The organism is Pseudomonas flexibilis (genome assembly GCF_000806415.1).
GTDB lineage: Bacteria > Pseudomonadota > Gammaproteobacteria > Pseudomonadales > Pseudomonadaceae > Serpens > Serpens flexibilis.
In genome coordinates this window covers 322430-339222 of record NZ_JTAK01000002.1, presented here as the reverse complement: position 1 = coordinate 339222, position 16793 = coordinate 322430, and the positions used below count along the sequence as shown (strand labels likewise).

14 protein-coding genes are annotated in these 16793 nt (G+C 65.4%); 5 read left to right on the top strand and 9 right to left on the bottom strand.

Annotated elements, in window-relative coordinates; genetic code table 11:
* Window positions 1–73 precede the first annotated feature (73 nt).
* Window positions 74–1534, bottom strand: a complete 1461-nt coding sequence (mltF, locus tag PT85_RS05350) for a membrane-bound lytic murein transglycosylase MltF (RefSeq protein WP_027590691.1) — start codon at window positions 1532–1534, stop codon at window positions 74–76.
* Between the two features lie 147 nt (window positions 1535–1681).
* Here mltF and purL point away from each other — a divergent pair, with 147 nt between their 5' ends.
* The 3 genes from purL to PT85_RS05335 all read left to right on the top strand — a co-directional run bounded on the left by purL (window position 1682) and on the right by PT85_RS05335 (window position 6809).
* Window positions 1682–5578 (top strand): phosphoribosylformylglycinamidine synthase, encoded by a 3897-nt coding sequence (gene purL / locus PT85_RS05345; protein ID WP_039606136.1) that lies wholly within the window; start codon window positions 1682–1684, stop codon window positions 5576–5578.
* Window positions 5579–5648: 70 nt separating this feature from the next.
* Window positions 5649–5960 carry an NGG1p interacting factor 3 protein, NIF3 gene (locus PT85_RS05340; protein ID WP_027590689.1) on the top strand — a complete coding sequence of 104 codons (312 nt, stop codon included), beginning with the start codon at window positions 5649–5651 and terminating at the stop codon, window positions 5958–5960.
* Between the two features lie 150 nt (window positions 5961–6110).
* The gene (locus PT85_RS05335) at window positions 6111–6809 is read left to right on the top strand and encodes a pirin family protein (protein WP_039606135.1); all 699 of its coding nucleotides are present in this window, start codon (window positions 6111–6113) and stop codon (window positions 6807–6809) included.
* 220 nt (window positions 6810–7029) lie between these two features.
* Here PT85_RS05335 and PT85_RS05330 read toward each other — a convergent pair whose 3' ends face one another.
* Window positions 7030–7434: a DUF488 domain-containing protein gene (locus PT85_RS05330; protein ID WP_039606134.1), complete on the bottom strand. Its 405-nt coding sequence runs from the start codon at window positions 7432–7434 to the stop codon at window positions 7030–7032.
* Between the two features lie 68 nt (window positions 7435–7502).
* On the opposite strand from PT85_RS05330, the gene PT85_RS05325 reads away from it, so the two are divergent.
* Entirely contained in the window at window positions 7503–8147 is a 645-nt protein-coding gene (locus PT85_RS05325; protein ID WP_407681073.1) for a COG3650 family protein, read from the top strand.
* A 62-nt stretch (window positions 8148–8209) separates the two neighbouring features.
* Here the strand turns inward: PT85_RS05325 and PT85_RS05320 are convergent, their stop codons facing one another.
* The 3 genes from PT85_RS05320 to PT85_RS05310 form a co-directional block, all read right to left on the bottom strand.
* Complete coding sequence (locus PT85_RS05320) at window positions 8210–9580, bottom strand: multicopper oxidase family protein (protein WP_039606133.1); 1371 nt, start codon at window positions 9578–9580, stop codon at window positions 8210–8212.
* A 100-nt stretch (window positions 9581–9680) separates the two neighbouring features.
* The gene (gene betT, locus PT85_RS05315; RefSeq protein ID WP_234702667.1) at window positions 9681–11621 is read right to left on the bottom strand and encodes a choline BCCT transporter BetT; all 1941 of its coding nucleotides are present in this window, start codon (window positions 11619–11621) and stop codon (window positions 9681–9683) included.
* Window positions 11622–11869: 248 nt separating this feature from the next.
* The gene (locus tag PT85_RS05310; protein WP_027590683.1) at window positions 11870–12298 is read right to left on the bottom strand and encodes an organic hydroperoxide resistance protein; all 429 of its coding nucleotides are present in this window, start codon (window positions 12296–12298) and stop codon (window positions 11870–11872) included.
* A gap of 28 nt (window positions 12299–12326) precedes the next feature.
* Here PT85_RS05310 and PT85_RS17955 point away from each other — a divergent pair, with 28 nt between their 5' ends.
* Entirely contained in the window at window positions 12327–12683 is a 357-nt protein-coding gene (locus PT85_RS17955) for a cupin domain-containing protein (protein ID WP_139181995.1), read from the top strand.
* On the opposite strand, the gene PT85_RS05305 is transcribed toward PT85_RS17955, so the two are convergent.
* The 4 genes from PT85_RS05305 to guaB form a co-directional block, all read right to left on the bottom strand.
* Window positions 12676–12888, bottom strand: coding sequence for a cold-shock protein (locus PT85_RS05305; RefSeq protein ID WP_027590682.1), 213 nt, complete (start codon window positions 12886–12888; stop codon window positions 12676–12678). The genes PT85_RS17955 and PT85_RS05305 overlap by 8 nt on opposite strands.
* A gap of 267 nt (window positions 12889–13155) precedes the next feature.
* Window positions 13156–13413, bottom strand: a complete 258-nt coding sequence (locus PT85_RS17675) for a helix-turn-helix transcriptional regulator (RefSeq protein WP_267958206.1) — start codon at window positions 13411–13413, stop codon at window positions 13156–13158.
* 163 nt (window positions 13414–13576) lie between these two features.
* Window positions 13577–15157 carry a glutamine-hydrolyzing GMP synthase gene (guaA, locus tag PT85_RS05300; RefSeq protein ID WP_039560471.1) on the bottom strand — a complete coding sequence of 527 codons (1581 nt, stop codon included), beginning with the start codon at window positions 15155–15157 and terminating at the stop codon, window positions 13577–13579.
* Window positions 15158–15270: 113 nt separating this feature from the next.
* A complete protein-coding gene (gene guaB / locus PT85_RS05295) occupies window positions 15271–16740 on the bottom strand; it encodes an IMP dehydrogenase (protein ID WP_039606132.1) in 1470 nt (489 codons plus the stop codon).
* Between the last annotated feature and the right edge of the window lie 53 nt (window positions 16741–16793).

Here is a 16793-nt window from a genome sequence, read left to right as displayed (position 1 = left end):
CGCGAGCTTTTCCAGCACAGCGCACCCAGAAGCTCGCGAACAAGTTCGCCTCCCACGGTCCGGGCTGTGCCCCTTAGAGCGGCGGCTCGGGCGGCGCCTCGGCGCGGTTGATGCCCGGGATGTGCAGGCCGCTCTCGGCGATCTGGGTATCTTCCAGCTGCGGCTGGGTCGACCAGATGAGGATGTCGTAGTAGCGCCGCACGTTGGCCACGTAATGCACCGGCTCGCCGCCGCGCGCATAGCCGTAGCGGGTCTTGGTATACCACTTCTTCTGCGCCAGGCGCGGCAGGATCTTCTTCACATCCAGCCACTTGTTCGGGTTCAGCCCTTCGGCCTGGGTCAGCCGGCGGGCGTCTTCCAGATGGCCGCCGCCGACGTTGTAGGCGGCCAGCGCAAACCAGGTGCGGTCCGGTTCGACGATGCTCTCGGGCAGACCGTGATAGACCTTGGCGAAATACTTGGCGCCACCGTCGATGCTCTGCCGCGGATCCAGGCGATTGGCCACGCCCATCGCCTTGGCAGTGTTCTGGGTGAGCATCATCAGGCCGCGCACGCCGGTCTTGGAGACGGCATTGGGGCGCCAGTGGGATTCCTGGTAGCCGATGGCCGCCAACAGGCGCCAGTCGACCTTGTACTCGGCGGCCGCCTTGTGGAAGTAGTCTTCATAGCGCGGCAGGCGTTGCTGCAGGTGCTTGGCGAAGGTGTTGGCGCCCACGAAACCAAGCACGTCCAGGTGGCCGTAGTAGCGCTCGTACAGACGCTCCACCAGTCCCGATTCCTCTGCCTTGGCCAGGAAGGGATCGATCAGCTCCAGCAGGCTGCGATCCTCGCCGCCGGCCACCGCCCAGTGCAGGCCGAGCGGTTCGCCGAGGTCGAAACCGACGCGGATCTGGCTCAGGTACACCTGATTCATGGCCAGCTCGTTGGAATCGACCACCGTCAGGTCGGTCTCGCCCTCGTCCACCATGCGCAGCAGGTCGGCCACCTCGACGGCATCCGACTCCTCATAGTTGAGGGTCGGCAGCAGGCTTTTCATCTCCGCCAGCAGCTCGGCATGCCGACTGTCACGCAACACCAGGATCTGCCGCCCGGCCAGCTCCCGGGTACGCCTCGGACGTTCGCGCCCCTGCCGATAGATGACCTGCGGAACGACCTGCAGATACGGACGCGACAGCAGCACCTCGGCGGCGCGCGCCTTGCTGATGGTCAGCCCCGGCGCCGCCAGTACCGGACCGTCGCTTTCATTGAGGCGGGTAAACAGGTCGGCGAGGTTGTCGGCCACCTCGACCTGCAGCTCGACACCCAGCTCGTCGGCGAAGCGCTTGAGCAGCTCGTACTCGAACCCGGTCTCGCCGTTGCGGTCCTGGAAATAGGTGGAGGGGCTGTTGCGGGTGATCACATGCAGTACGCCCTCCTCCTTGACTCGCTCGAGTGTGGACGGCTGATTGGCCTCGCTACACCCCACAAGCAGCAGGAAGACGCTGGTCGCCAGCAGACGGCCGGCGCGACGCAGATACGCGGTTCGCAGAAACATCGGCGCATTATACGCAATGCCGGGAATCGGCATATCCACCCGCCGGGAAAACTGCCCGCCGCGCCCGGCGGTGACTTTGGCCTACGGCGCGGTTCATAGGGTAGAATGCGCCGTTTCCACGCACCCCCTCCCGAGGCTGTTTCGACGATGTTGATCCTGCGCGGCACTCCCGCCCTTTCCGCCTTCCGTCACGGCAAACTGCTCGAGCAACTGACCAGCAAGGTCCCGGCCGTCACCGGCCTGTATGCCGAGTTTGCCCACTTCGCCGATGTGACCGGCGAGCTGACCGGCGACGAGCAGTCCGTGCTGGACCGCCTGCTCAAGTACGGTCCGAGTGTCCCGGTGCAGGAACCCGCCGGACGTCTGTTCCTCACAGTGCCGCGCTTCGGCACCCTGTCGCCCTGGTCGAGCAAGGCCAGCGACATCGCTCGCAACTGCGGCCTGGGCAAGATCCAGCGTCTGGAGCGTGGTATCGCCTATTACGTGAGCGGCAGCCTGAGCGACGCCGATGTCGCGCAGGTCACTGCCCTGCTGCACGACCGCATGACGCAGACCGTGCTGCAACGCTTCGAGGACGCCGCCGCGCTGTTCAGCCATGCCCAGCCCAAGCCGCTGGTCGCCGTTGACGTGCTCGGCGGCGGTCGCGCCGCTCTGGAGCAGGCCAACCGCGACCTGGGCCTGGCCCTGGCCGAGGACGAGATCGACTACCTGGTGAAGAGCTTCACCGAGCTGGGCCGCAACCCGCACGACATCGAGCTGATGATGTTCGCCCAGGCGAACTCCGAGCACTGCCGCCACAAGATCTTCAATGCCAGCTGGGACATCGACGGCGAAAGCCAGGAAAAGTCCCTGTTCGGCATGATCAAGAACACCTACGAAATGAACCGTGAGGGCGTGCTGTCCGCCTACAAGGACAACGCCTCGGTGATCGTCGGCCACGTGGCCGGGCGTTTCTTCCCCGATCCGGAAAGCCGCGAGTACGCGCCGCACCGCGAGCCGGTGCACATCCTGATGAAGGTGGAAACCCACAACCACCCGACCGCCATCGCGCCCTTCCCCGGCGCCTCCACCGGCTCGGGCGGCGAGATCCGCGACGAAGGCGCCACCGGCATCGGCTCCAAGCCCAAGGCCGGCCTGACCGGTTTCACCGTCTCCAACCTGAACATCCCCGGTTTCGTGCAGCCCTGGGAAACGCCCTACGGCAAGCCCGAGCGCATCGTCACCCCGCTGGACATCATGATCGAAGGCCCGCTGGGCGGCGCCGCGTTCAACAACGAGTTCGGCCGTCCGGCGCTGACCGGCTATTTCCGCACCTTCGAACAGGCCGTGGCGACCCCGCGCGGCGAGGAAGTGCGCGGCTACCACAAGCCGATCATGCTGGCCGGCGGCCTGGGCAACATCCGCGAAGAGCACATCCAGAAGAAGGACATCTCGGTCGGCGGCAAGCTGATCGTGCTCGGCGGCCCGGCCATGCTCATCGGCCTGGGCGGCGGCGCGGCCTCCTCCATGGCCACCGGCGCCAGCGCCGCGGACCTGGACTTCGCCTCGGTGCAGCGCGAGAACCCGGAAATGGAACGCCGCTGCCAGGAGGTCATCGACCGCTGCTGGCAGCTGGGCGAGCGCAACCCGATCAAGTTCATCCACGACGTCGGCGCCGGCGGTCTGTCCAACGCCTTCCCGGAACTGGTCAACGACGCCGGGCGCGGCGGCCGCTTCGAGCTGCGCAACGTGCCCAACGACGAGCCGGGCATGAGCCCGCTGGAAATCTGGTGCAACGAGTCCCAGGAACGCTACGTGCTGTCCGTGGACGCCGAGGACCTGGAGCGCTTCGCCGCCATCTGCGAGCGCGAGCGCTGCCCGTTCGCCGTGGTCGGCGAGGCTACCGAGGAGCGCCAGCTGACCGTGGCCGACAGCCACTTCGGCAACAACCCGGTGGACATGCCGCTCAACGTGCTGCTCGGCAAGCCGCCGCGCATGCACCGCAGCGCCAGCCGCGAAGCCGCGCTGGGCGATGACTTCGCCGCCGAACGCATCGAGCTGGGCGAGGCCGTGTCCCGCGTGCTGCGCCACCCGGCGGTGGCCAGCAAGAGCTTCCTGATCACCATCGGCGACCGCTCGATCACCGGCCTGGTGGCCCGCGACCAGATGGTCGGCCCCTGGCAGGTGCCGGTCGCCGACTGCGCCGTGACCGCCACCAGCTTCGACGTCTACACCGGCGAAGCCATGGCCATGGGCGAGCGCACCCCGCTGGCCCTGCTGGACGCCCCGGCGTCCGGCCGCATGGCCATCGGCGAGACCCTCACCAACCTGGCCGCCTCGCGCATCGCCAAGCTGGGCGACATCAAGCTGTCCGCCAACTGGATGGCCGCCGCCGGCCACCCGGGCGAGGACGCGCGCCTGTACGACACCGTCAAGGCCGTCGGCATGGAACTGTGCCCGGCGCTGGGCATCACCATCCCGGTGGGCAAGGACTCCATGTCCATGAAGACCCGCTGGCAGGAGGGCGACACCGAGAAGAGCGTCACCTCGCCGCTGTCGCTGATCGTCACCGGCTTCGCCCCGGTGGCCGATATCCGCAAGACCCTGACCCCGCAGCTGCGCCTGGACCAGGGCGACAGCCAGCTGCTGCTGATCGACCTCGGTCGTGGCCAGAACCGCATGGGCGCCTCCATCCTCGCCCAGGTGTACGGCCAGATCGGCCGCCAGGCGCCGGACGTGGACAACGCCGCCGACCTCAAGGCGTTCTTCGATACCGTGCAGAGCCTGAACCAGGACGACCGCCTGCTGGCCTACCATGACCGTTCCGACGGCGGCCTGCTGACCACCCTGGTGGAAATGGCCTTCGCCGGGCACTGCGGCCTGGATGTTCAACTGGACGCGCTGGCCACTTCCCGCGAGGCGCTGGCCGCCGCCCTGTTCAACGAGGAGCTGGGTGCGGTGATCCAGGTTCGCCAGGCCGACAGCGCCGAGGTGCTGGCGCGCTTCGCCGCCGCCGGGTTGGGCGACTGCGTCCATCTGATCGGTCAGCCGGTGACGGGCAGCGACGTGCTGCTGAGCTTCGCCGGCGCGCCGGTGTTCCGCGAACAGCGCCGCGTGCTGCAGCGCCAGTGGGCGGAAACCAGCTGGCAGATCCAGCGCCTGCGCGACAACGCCGAGTGTGCCGATCAGGAGTTCGACCTGCTGCTCGACGAGCAGAACCCGGGCCTGCACGCCAAGCTGAGCTTCGACGTCAACGAGGATGTCGCCGCGCCCTACATCGCCAAGGGCGTGCGCCCGCGCATGGCGATCCTGCGCGAGCAGGGCGTCAACGGCCAGACCGAAATGGCCGCCGCCTTCCACCGCGCCGGCTTCGCGGTGGTCGATGTGCATATGAGCGACATCATCGCCGGCCGCGTCAGCCTGGAAGACTTCAAGGGCCTGGTGGCCTGCGGCGGCTTCTCCTACGGCGACGTGCTGGGCGCTGGCGAGGGCTGGGCCAAGTCGATCCTGTTCAACGCCCGCGCCCGCGACAACTTCAGCGCCTTCTTCGAGCGCCAGGACAGCTTCGCCCTGGGCGTGTGCAACGGCTGCCAGATGATGAGCAACCTGCACGAGCTGATTCCCGGCACCGAGAACTGGCCGCACTTCGTGCGCAACCGCTCCGAGCAGTTCGAAGCGCGCGTGGCGATGGTGCAGGTGCAGGAATCGCCGTCGATCTTCCTGCAAGGCATGGCCGGTTCGCGCCTGCCGATCGCTATCGCCCACGGCGAAGGACACGCGGAGTTCGAAAGCGAGGAGGCCCTGCTGCAGGCCGACCTGTCCGGCACCGTGGCGCTGCGCTACGTGGACAACCACGGCAAGGTCACCGAGGCCTATCCGGCCAACCCGAACAGCTCTCCGCGTGGCATCACCGGTCTGTGCAGCCGCGACGGCCGCGTGACCATCATGATGCCGCACCCGGAGCGGGTGTTCCGCGCCGTGCAGAACAGCTGGCGTCCGGATGACTGGCAGGAAGATGCCGGCTGGATGCGCATGTTCCGCAACGCGCGGGTGTGGGTGGGCTGATCCAGCACGCGCGTGTCACGAAAAGGCCATATCCTCGGATATGGCCTTTTTGCATCTGGAGGAACCCTGCATGTTCAAGCTCTGCTTCTTCGTCCCCGACAGCCACCTGGAAAGCGTGAAGAGCGCGCTGTTCGAGGCTGGCGCAGGGCGTATCGGCCTCTACGACCAGTGCTGCTGGCAGGTGCTCGGTCACGGCCAGTTCCGCCCGCTGCCGGGCAGCGAGCCACATCTTGGTAGCACCGGCGCGCTGGAATGCCTGGAGGAATGGAAGGTGGAGCTGGTGGTCGAGGCGCATCGCATCCAGGCAGTCGTCGCCGCCCTCAAGGCCGCCCACCCCTACGAGACGCCTGCCTACGAGGTGTACCGGCTGGAGGCGTTCTAGGGTTGAAACGCCCCGGCTCCTTCCGTACCAGGCGACAAAACATCGATTGATTCGATTCTTATCAGGCACTTTTTGCGCTTATCAATCGAGCCAGCCGAGAGGATCATGGCACCATCGCTTCAGCGGAAGCCCCTTTCAGGAGAGATCGCCATGATCGAAGTACGCCCCTTCGCCAGTCTCGGCGCCGCCAACCACGGCTGGCTGAATGCCAAGCACCATTTCTCCTTCGCCGAGTACCACGACCCGCAGCGGGTGCACTGGGGCCGGCTGCGCGTGTGGAATGACGACACCATCGCGCCGCACAGCGGTTTCCCGCCGCATCCGCACCACGACATGGAGATCATTACCTACGTGCGTGAAGGCGCGATCAGCCACCAGGACAGCCTGGGGAACAAGGGTCGCACCGAAGCCGGCGATGTGCAGGTGATGAGCGCCGGCAGCGGCATCACCCACAGCGAGTACAACCTGGAAAGCGTCACCACGCGTATCTTCCAGATCTGGATCATGCCGGAGCAGCGTGGCGGCCAGCCGAGCTGGGGCACCCGCCCGTTCCCGAAGGGCGAGCGCAGCGGCGCCTTCGTCACCCTGGCCAGCGGCCTGGGAGACGCCGACGCCCTGCCGATCCGCGCCAACGGCCGCCTGGCCGCCGCGACGCTGAATGCCGGCCAGGCCACCGACTACGCCTTCGCCGAAGAGCGCAAGGGCTACCTGGTCGCGGCCAAGGGGCGCTTCAAGGTCAACGGCATCGAAGCAGCCGCCGGTGACGGCGTGGCCATCAAGGACGAAGCGCAGATCCGCGTCGAGGCGCTGGATAACGACACGGAGGTGGTGCTGGTAGACGTGGCGTAGGGTTGATCGCGCATCACCGATCCGCCACGCACCCCACAGGCGCGCCGCACCGGCGCGCTGGTGGACAAGGACAACGTTGTCCACCCTACGTGGCGTCCACCGATTCAACATGCCGGCGCATCTTGGACACGTAGGGTGGATCGCGCTTCACCGATCCACCACGCGCGCCGCCAGGCGCGCCGTAGCGGCGCGGTGGTGGACAGGAACTGCGCTGTCCACCCTACGTCTGTCCGACCTCCCCCGCATAGCAGGGCGGCGAACTGCCCGGCGCCTGGCGCTCCAGCTCGTCCTCCAGGAACTCCGCCAGCACCACGGCGTTGTTGTGCCGTTCGTCCTTCGCAGCGTACAGCAGCGTCAGCGTGCCCCGGCCGGCCGGCTCCAGCAGCGGCCACCAATGTTCCGGATGTGCCGCCAGCTCCCGTCGATAGGCATCACGGAATTCACCAAAGCGTTCCGGAGAATGACCGAACGCCTTGCGCAGATCCGCGCTGGGCGCCAGCGCCGGCAGCCAGTCGTCATGCGCCAGCGCCTCCTTGCGCACCCTCCTCGGCCACAGCCGGTCCACCAGTATCCGGCGCCCGTCTTGCGGGCTCGCCGTGTCATACACTCGCTTGCAGGCGATCATGCGTGCCCCCTTGTTCCCGTCGAGGCGGCTGGTTAACGTGACGCCCCCTGACCTTACGGAGAATGCCCATGCCCCGCCTTCGCGTCCTGTGCTACGGGCTTCTGCCCTTGCTGCTTGGTTGCCAGTCGCTGTCCGGCGAGTCCGAGGATTTCGTACCGGTGCAACGACTGATGGGTGAGCTGAGTGTTGACCAGGGACGGCTGCGACTCCAGCCCTGCGGTGGCGGCCGGCAGCTCGATGTGCAGGATGCCGGCTCGTTGGGATTGCTGCGCGAAGCCGAGCAGATGCTCGGCGGGAGCGCCGGACGGCTGTTTGCCGATCTGGCCGGCAACGACCTGGGTGACAAACTGCAGGCGACCCGCCTCTACCGCCTGCAGGCGGAAGGCCAGGGCTGCCAGGACGCAGACTTCGGGCGGCTGATCGCCCGCGCCAGCGGCAACGAGCCCTTCTGGAGCGTGTCCATCTCGGCCAAGGGGCTGATCCTGCAACGCCCCGGCGAGGAGCCGCTGGCCGTGCCCTACCTGGAGGAACAGCTGCCGGAAGGCCGTCTGTACTTCTCTAGCGAGGCCAATGGTCACAGCCTCAGCCTGTGGCTGGCGCCGCAGCGCTGCCAGGACGACATGAGCGGCGCGCTACGCCACCTGAGCGCCGAGCTGCGCCTGGACGGCCAGCGCTTGACCGGCTGCGCCTACCTGGGCGGCGCGCGGCAATAAAAGGGTGCCTTGGGAGCGGACTTATCCGCGAGTTTCTCCCGGCACCCCGAACAGACTTTCCGCTACACCACCTCAATGGCAGCCATCAGGCCGGTTTCCATGTGGTCGATGACATGGCAGTGGAACATCCAGGTACCCGGGTTATCCGCCACCAGCGCTACCCGGGCGGTTTCGTTCTTGCCCAGCAGGTAGGTATCGGTGAAATAGGGCTCGATGCGCTTGCGATCGGAGGACAGCACCTTGAAGGTCATGCCGTGCAGGTGAACCGGGTGCTGGTACTGGCTGACGTTGCGCAGCTCAAAGATGTAGTGCCCGTTCCGCTTCAGCGTGGCGATTGGCCGCTCCATGCAGCTGTTGTCGCTGATGTTCCAGGCCTGCCCGTTGATCTGCCAGAAGGTGAACGGCCCACCCTGCTCGGCATTCGTCGAGAGCGCGCCCGCCCATTCGAAGTTGAAGCGCAGCGTCTCGGCACGGGCCAGGTCCGGCTCGGCAATCGGATTGGCCGGCAACGCCGGCGGCCAGTCACCCGGCGCTTCGCTGGAGGCCACGCTTTTCAGCGTGGCCAGGCGCAGCGGACCGTTGCGCACCGGCAGCTCGGTGCCGGCGGACGGCACGCGGATGGCCAGATCGATGCGCATGCCCGGCCCCAGCCAGTAATCCTTGCCCAGCGGGCGTGGCGGGATCGGGTTGCCATCCAGCGCGTAGATGCGTACCTCGGCGCCCGGCAGGGCCAGCCGGTAGTTATGGGTATTGTCGAGGTTGAGCAGGCGCAAGCGCACCACCTGGCCAGCCGGCAGTTCCAGTGTCGGGTTGTGACTGCCGTTCACCGTGGACAGGATGCCCGGCGTGCCGCCGCGCGCCGCTTCGCGCGGCACGCTGAAGGCGGTGAACGCCCCCTGCGGGTCCACATGCCAGTGCTTGATGCTCAGCGTGCGCTCATGACGGAAACCACTGGGTTCACGCTCCTCGACGATGACCGGCCCCACCAGGCCGCGCCCCAGCTGTTCGCCGCTGGCGGTGTGTGGGTGGTACCAGAAGGTGCCGGCATCCGGGCAGAGGAAGTCGTAGTCGAAATGCTCACCAGGCAGCACCGGCAGCTGCGATAGGTAGGGCACGCCGTCCATTTCCAGCGGGATGCGCAGGCCATGCCAGTGGATGGTGGTCGGCTCCGGCAGGCGATTCATGAAGCGTACCCGCAGGCGCTCGCCCTGCCGGCAGCGCAGCTCGACGCCAGGCACCTGCCCGCCGTAGGCCCAGGCGGTCGTGGTGAAGCCGGGCACCAGCTCCACATCCAGCGGGGCGGCGATCAGCTCGTAATCATGGGTGGTGACGTGCCGCGGCCGACCCAGCCAATAGCGCGCGCCGCCGGCGCCGATACCCAGCACCCCCAGCGCCGCAAGCCCAGTCAACACCTGACGACGGCTGACACCCATCGCTGTTACTCCTGACCGTCAAAAGATGAGAGATCTTCTCACTTGTTAAGGGGTCAGGGCGAGCGCCGCGATGCGCGGGCTTCGCGACAAAATGTCTCGCTCAACGCACCACGTGCACGAAGTGCCGGTGCCGTTCGTACTGGTCAAGGATGTCGCCGATCACGCCATCGCGGTTCCAACCCATGATGTCGTAGTCCTGGCCGCCCTCCCTCAGGTACACCTCGGCCCGGAAGTACTTGCGCGCTTCATCCTCTTCGTCCTCGCTGACGACGAAACTCGGTTGCACGTAGGCCCTGGGGCGTACCCCGTAAAGGAAATCCGGCTCGCCCGGATGGCGAATGACCAGACTCACCGATTCGGGCCTCCCGGTATCCACCTCAACCTCGAAGCCCTGCTTGCGCAGCTCCTCGGCCACCGCCTCGCAGGCCGGGGTCACGGTGTCCTGGATGAAGCGCGCCACATGGCTGCGCCGCGGCATCATCACCATGCCGCGCAGGCGCCGCTGCCAGCTCTCGCTGCCATGGCCATGGGCACGGGAAAGGCTCAGGGACTGGAAGCGCACCCGTCGCTTGGTGGCGTCCAGTCGCAGGGCCTTGAGCAGCCCCCAGGTGGCCGCCAGCAGGAACAGGGTATAGGGCAAGGCACTGGCAATCGTGGCGGTTTGCAGCGCGGTCAACCCATCGGCCAACAGCAGGGCGATAGCAATGGCCGCCATGGTCGTCGCCCAGAACAGCTTCTGCCAGAGCGGCGTCTTGTTGCGCCCGCCGGACGCCAGCATGTCCACCACCAGGGCGCCGGAGTCCGCCGAGGTCACGAAGAACACCAGCACCATCAGCATGGCCAGTAGCGAGAGGAAGTACCCCAGCGGGAAATGTTCCAGGAAGGCGAACAGCGCCTGGGCGCTGTCCGCCTCGACTGCCTCGCCCAGGCTGGCGATGTCCTGCACATGGATCATGTAGATCGCGGTGTCGCCGAACACCGTCATCCACGCCAGGGTGAAACCCGCCGGTACCAGCATGACCCCGCTGACGAACTGGCGGATGGTCCGGCCCCGGGAGATCCGTGCGATGAACATGCCGACAAAGGGCGACCAGGCGATCCACCAGCCCCAGTAGAACAGCGTCCAGCCACCGATCCAGTCGCTGGGCTCATAGGCATAGAGGTTGAAGGTCTTGTCCACCAGCTCAGCCAGGTAGCCCCCCGTGTTCTCCACGTAGGCCTTGAGGATGAATACCGTCGGCCCGAGCACCAGGACGATGATCATCAGCAGCACGGCGAACAGCAGATTGGTCTCCGAGAGAATGCGGATGCCGCGGTCCAGTCCGCTGACCAGCGAAATAGTGGCCAGCACCATGGCCACGACGATGAGCACCACCTGCACCCAGATGGCGACGGGGACGTCGAACAGGTAGTTCAGCCCGCTGTTGATCTGCGCGACGCCGAAGCCCAGCGAGGTGGCCACGCCCAGCACGGTGCCCAGCACGGCAAAGATGTCCACGGCATGGCCGATCGGTCCGTAGATCCGTTCGCCGATCAGGGGGTACAGGGCCGAACGCAGGGTCAGCGGCAAGTCGTGCCGGTAGCCGAAGTAGGCGAGGATCAGTGCCACGATCGCGTAGATGGCCCAGGCGTGAAGTCCCCAGTGGAAGAAGGTGATCTTCATCGCCTCGCTGGCGGCGAACGCCGATCCCCCCTCGCCGACCGGGGGCGACAGGTAGTGCATGACGGGTTCGGCGACGCCGAAGAACATCAGGCCGATGCCCATGCCGGCCGAGAACAGCATGGCGAACCAGCTGTAGTTGGCGAAATCCGGCACGCTGTGGTCCGGACCGAGCTTGATGTCCCCGTAGCGGCTGACTCCCATGAAGACCACCGCCAGCAGGAGGATCGCCACGGCCAGGATGTAAAACCAGCTGGCGTTCTCGGTGATCCACGCCTGCGCTTGCCCGAAGACTGCCTGTGCCGTTTCGGGAAAGCCGATGGCGAACAGGACCAGCGCCAGCAACAGGATCGATGAGAGCAGAAACACAGGGGGGTTCACGGTTCTCTTCACAACCGAATCTCCTGATCATCTCGCCGCTACAAGACGACCCCGGGGAAAAGGAGAAGGTTCTGAAACGGCAACGTACAGGGCAGCCCAGGCTGCCCTGTACCAACACCGACCTCGGCCAGCCGACCTAGTGCTGAATGACGTTTCGTGACCCCCAGTCCTTGTAGAGATGCACGCCATCGGGGGTGGCGATGTAGTTGGCAGAGTGGGTCATGTGGACACCTCGAAAGGTGGAGAGATCAGTCCGCAACAACCAGTGAAACATCGATGTTCCCGCGGGTCGCGTTCGAGTAGGGGCACACGATGTGGGCCTGGTTGACCAGATCATCCAGTACGGCCCGCTCCACGCCGGGGGCACTGATCCGCAGCGTCACTTCGATGCCGAACCCGGTGGGAATCTGCCCGATGCCCACCTTGGCGGTGACCTGCGTGTCGGCCGGCAGGGTCTGCTTCTGGCGGGACGCGACGAACTTCAGGGCGCCCAGGAAGCAGGCGGAATAACCGGCGGCAAACAGCTGTTCCGGATTGGTGCCGCTGCCGCCTGCGCCGCCCAGCTCCCTGGGTGTGGCCAGCTGAACGGACAGGACGCCATCGGACGACGTGGCCTTGCCGTCACGGCCACCGGTGGCGGTAGCTGTTGCTTCATAAAGAACTTTGGCGATGGACATGGGATGTTCCTCTGATGACGTGGCGTGATTGCCTTTGCATGCCGGCACCCTGTGGGGCAGCCACCTGCTGCAGGCCCAGGGCGGCACCGGTCAGCTGCACCTGATTCGAAGGGGACCGATAACGGTCGTGCATGGTTCAACCCGGCTGCAGATTGATCGTCCCAGTCTGCTGTTCTATCCGCGGCCGACCGCCCACCGCTTCGAAAGCGATCCAATAAAAAGGACAGATTCAATTTCCGCGCTGACTGCCAGCAAAGCGCAGGCTAGGGTCAGCCGTGCTCCAGAAAATCCTCCCCACCCTGCTCTTCCCGGCAGGGTCCAGTTTATTCCAGACGAAAAAAAGCCCCGCATTGCGGGGCCTTTTTGCATCAGGCGTCTTAGTTGACTTGAACCTGATCAGCCTGCATCCCTTTCTGGCCTTTGGCCGGCACGAAAGAGACGGATTGGCCTTCGCTCAGGCTTTTGAAGCCTGCGCTTTCGATTGAGCGGTAGTGAACGAACAGGTCGGCGCTGCCATCAGTCGGGGTGATGAAGCCGAAACCTTTTTCATCGTTGAACCACTTGACGGTGCCAGTTTGACGAGTAGACATGCTGTATCTCCAGGGTAAATTAAGACTTCGACGCTGAAACATTCAGGCCGAGACTGAGAAGCCAATAGCAAAACGAACCAGGGAGATGAGGCATTGAAGCATCAAACTGTGTATCGAAGTGGCAATCGCAAAGCAGTGAGTCGAATATACGCTAATTCCTGAAAAGGTATAGTTTTATTTTCTTTGCAGGTTTCCCGGAAATAAATAAACGCTTACTGGTTAGATTATTATCCAGCAATTAACACGCAAGCTGTTGATTCTATACAACTATTTGGGGAGACGCGGAAAGACCATTTTCCGTCGCTCCCACGCAGGCGTGAGCCTAGGTGCTGCGGGCCTTTTCAAGGCAAGGCGCGCACGGCGGGCCGTCGGTGAGCAGCTCGACAGCGCCCACATAGGCGCCCTGCGGCAGCTCCTGGGCTTGGCCATGCGCTGATCCAGCCAGGCATCGACTTCGGCCTCGAACCACCCGGCGCAGCGCGGCGTCAGCATGAAGTGCTGCGGGAACTCGCCGCGCTTCTCCAGGTTCTAGATTGTGGTGGCCGACAGGTCGGCCACCAGATCGACCGGCGCCAGCCAGTGTCTACCGATGATGGTTAGCGAACGACAGAAACACAAAGGCCCCTGTATTTACAGGGGCCTTTGTGTATTTCACGAATGACGTTGAACGGTAAAAAACGCTACCTGATCATTCCCACTCGATGGTGGCCGGCGGCTTGCTCGACACGTCGTAGGTGACGCGGGAGATGCCTTCGATCTCGTTGATGATGCGGTTGGAGACCTTCTCCAGCAGCTCGTAGGGCAGGTGCGCCCAGCGCGCGGTCATGAAGTCGATGGTTTCTACGGCGCGCAGAGCGACGACCCAGGCGTAGCGACGGCCATCACCGACCACACCGACGGATTTCACCGGCTGGAACACCACGAAGGCCTGGCTGGTCTTGTGGTACCAGTCGAAGTTGCGCAGCTCCTCAATGAAGATGTGGTCGGCGCGACGCAGCAGGTCGGCGTACTCCTTCTTCACTTCGCCAAGGATGCGCACGCCCAGGCCCGGACCCGGGAACGGGTGGCGGTAGACCATGTCGTAGGGCAGGCCCAGCTCCAGGCCGATCTTGCGCACCTCGTCCTTGAACAGTTCGCGCAGCGGCTCGACCAGCTTGAGCTTCATGTCCTCGGGCAGACCGCCGACGTTGTGGTGGCTCTTGATCACGTGGGCCTTGCCGGTCTTGGCGCCGGCCGACTCGATCACGTCCGGGTAGATGGTGCCCTGGGCGAGGAACTGGATGTTGTCCAGCTTGCCGGACTCCTCGTCGAACACTTCGATGAAGGTGCGGCCGATGATCTTGCGCTTCTGCTCCGGGTCGGAAACGCCGGCCAGGTTGCCGAGGAACTTTTCTTCGGCGTTGGCGCGAATGACCTTGACGCCCATGTTCTCGGCGAACATGGCCATCACCTGGTCACCCTCGTGCAGGCGCAGCAGGCCGTTGTCGACGAACACGCAGGTCAGCTGGTCGCCGATGGCCTTGTGCAGCAGCGCGGCAACCACGGAGGAGTCCACGCCGCCGGACAGGCCGAGCAGCACGTTGGCGTCGCCGACCTGGGCGCGTACCTGGGCGATGGCGTCCTCGACGATGTTGGCCGGGGTCCACAGCGCCGCGCAGCCGCAGATGTCGAGAATGAAGCGCGACAGGATGCGCAGGCCCTGCTTGGTATGGGTCACTTCCGGGTGGAACTGCACACCGTAGTAGGCGCGCGTGTCGTCGGCCATCGCCGCGATCGGGCAGCTCGGGGTGCTGGCCAGGATGTGGAAACCTTCCGGCAGGCGGGTGACCTTGTCACCGTGGCTCATCCACACGTCCAGGCCCAGCACGCCATCGGCGTCCACATGGTCCTCGATGCCGTCCAGCAGGCGGCTCTTGCCAACCACATCGACACGGGCATAGCCGAATTCGCGCAGGTCGGAACCTTCCACCTTGCCGCCCAGTTGTTCGGCCATGGTCTGCATGCCGTAGCAGATGCCGAACACCGGTACGCCCAGGTCGAATACCGCCTGCGGCGCGCGCGGGCTTTCGGCCTGGTGCACCGACTCCGGCCCGCCGGCGAGGATGATGCCGCGCGGATTGAAGGCGCGGATCGCCTCGTCGCTCATGTCGAACGGGTGCAGTTCACAGTACACGCCGATCTCGCGCACGCGGCGGGCGATCAGCTGGGTGTACTGGGAACCGAAGTCCAGGATCAGGATCCGGTGGGCGTGGATGTCAGGATGAGACATGGGCTTTCCTTCGGAAAAAGCTTGAAGCGGAAAGCCGGAAGCTGGAAGAGAAAGCGGAGCCCATGCTCGCGACTTTCAACTTCCAGCTTCCGGCGCCTGTTTAGCCGAGTGGATCAGCCCACTCGATAATTCGGGGCTTCCTTGGTGATCTGCACATCGTGCACGTGGGACTCGGCCATGCCGGCGCCGGTGATGCGCACGAACTGCGGACGGGTACGCATCGTCTCGATGTCGGCGCTGCCGGTGTAGCCCATGGAGGCGCGCAGGCCGCCCATCAGCTGATGGATGATGGCCGACAGGGCGCCCTTGTACGGCACACGACCTTCGATGCCTTCCGGCACCAGCTTCTCGGCGCCGGCGGAGGAGTCCTGGAAGTAGCGGTCGGAGGAACCCTGGGCCTGGGCCATGGCGCCCAGCGAGCCCATGCCGCGGTAGGCCTTGTAGGTACGACCCTGGAACAGCTCGGTTTCGCCCGGGGCTTCTTCGGTGCCCGCGAACATGGAGCCCATCATCACCGCGTTGGCGCCAGCGGCGATAGCCTTGGCCAGGTCACCGGAGAAGCGGATGCCGCCGTCGGCGATCATCGGCACGCCGGTGCCCTTGAGGGCCTCGGAGACATTGGCCACGGCACTGATCTGCGGCACGCCGACACCGGCGACGATGCGGGTGGTGCAGATGGAGCCCGGGCCGATGCCGACCTTCACACCATCGGCGCCGGCTTCGACCAGCGCCAGGGCGGCTTCAGCGGTGGCGATGTTGCCGCCGATCACCTGCAGCTCGGGCAGGTTCTGCTTGACCCAGCGCACACGCTCGATCACGCCACGGGAATGGCCGTGGGCGGTGTCCACCACCACCACGTCGACGCCGGCGGCGGCCAGCGCGCGGATGCGTTCTTCGGTATCGGCGCCGGTGCCGACGGCGGCCCCAACGCGCAGGCGGCCCTGATCGTCCTTGGAGGCCAGCGGATAGGTCTTGGCCTTCTCCAGGTCACGGAACGTCACCAGGCCACGCAGGTTGAAGCCATCGTCAACCACCAGCATCTTCTCGATGCGGTTCTCGTACAGCTTGGCGCGGATCTCTTCCAGCGGCGTGCCTTCCAGCACGGTGACCAGCTTGTCCTTGGGAGTCATGATGGCGGCCACGGTGTCGCCGGCGTTCGGAGTGAAGCGCAGGTCACGACCGGTGACGATACCCACCAACTCGTTGCCCTTGACCACCGGGAAGCCGCTGAAGCCATACTCGCGGGCCTTGGCCAGCAGCTCGCTGATCTTGGTTTCCGGGGTGACGGTCGCCGGATCGCGCACGATGGCGGTCTCGTGACGCTTGACCTTGCGCACCTCGGCAGCCTGCTGCTCGATGCTCATGTTCTTGTGGATGATGCCGATGCCGCCTTCCTGGGCCATGGCAATGGCCAAGCGCGCCTCGGTGACCGTGTCCATTGCCGCGGAAACCAGCGGAATGTTCAGCTCGATGCCACGAGTCAGGTTGGTCTTGAGGCTGACATCCTTGGGCAGCACCTCGGAATATCCGGGGATCAGGAGGACGTCGTCGAAAGTCAGGGCTTCTTGGCTGATACGCAGCATGGCGGGGGCTCCCAGGCGGGAAATTTCGGAAGCGCGGCATTATACGCCTGCCC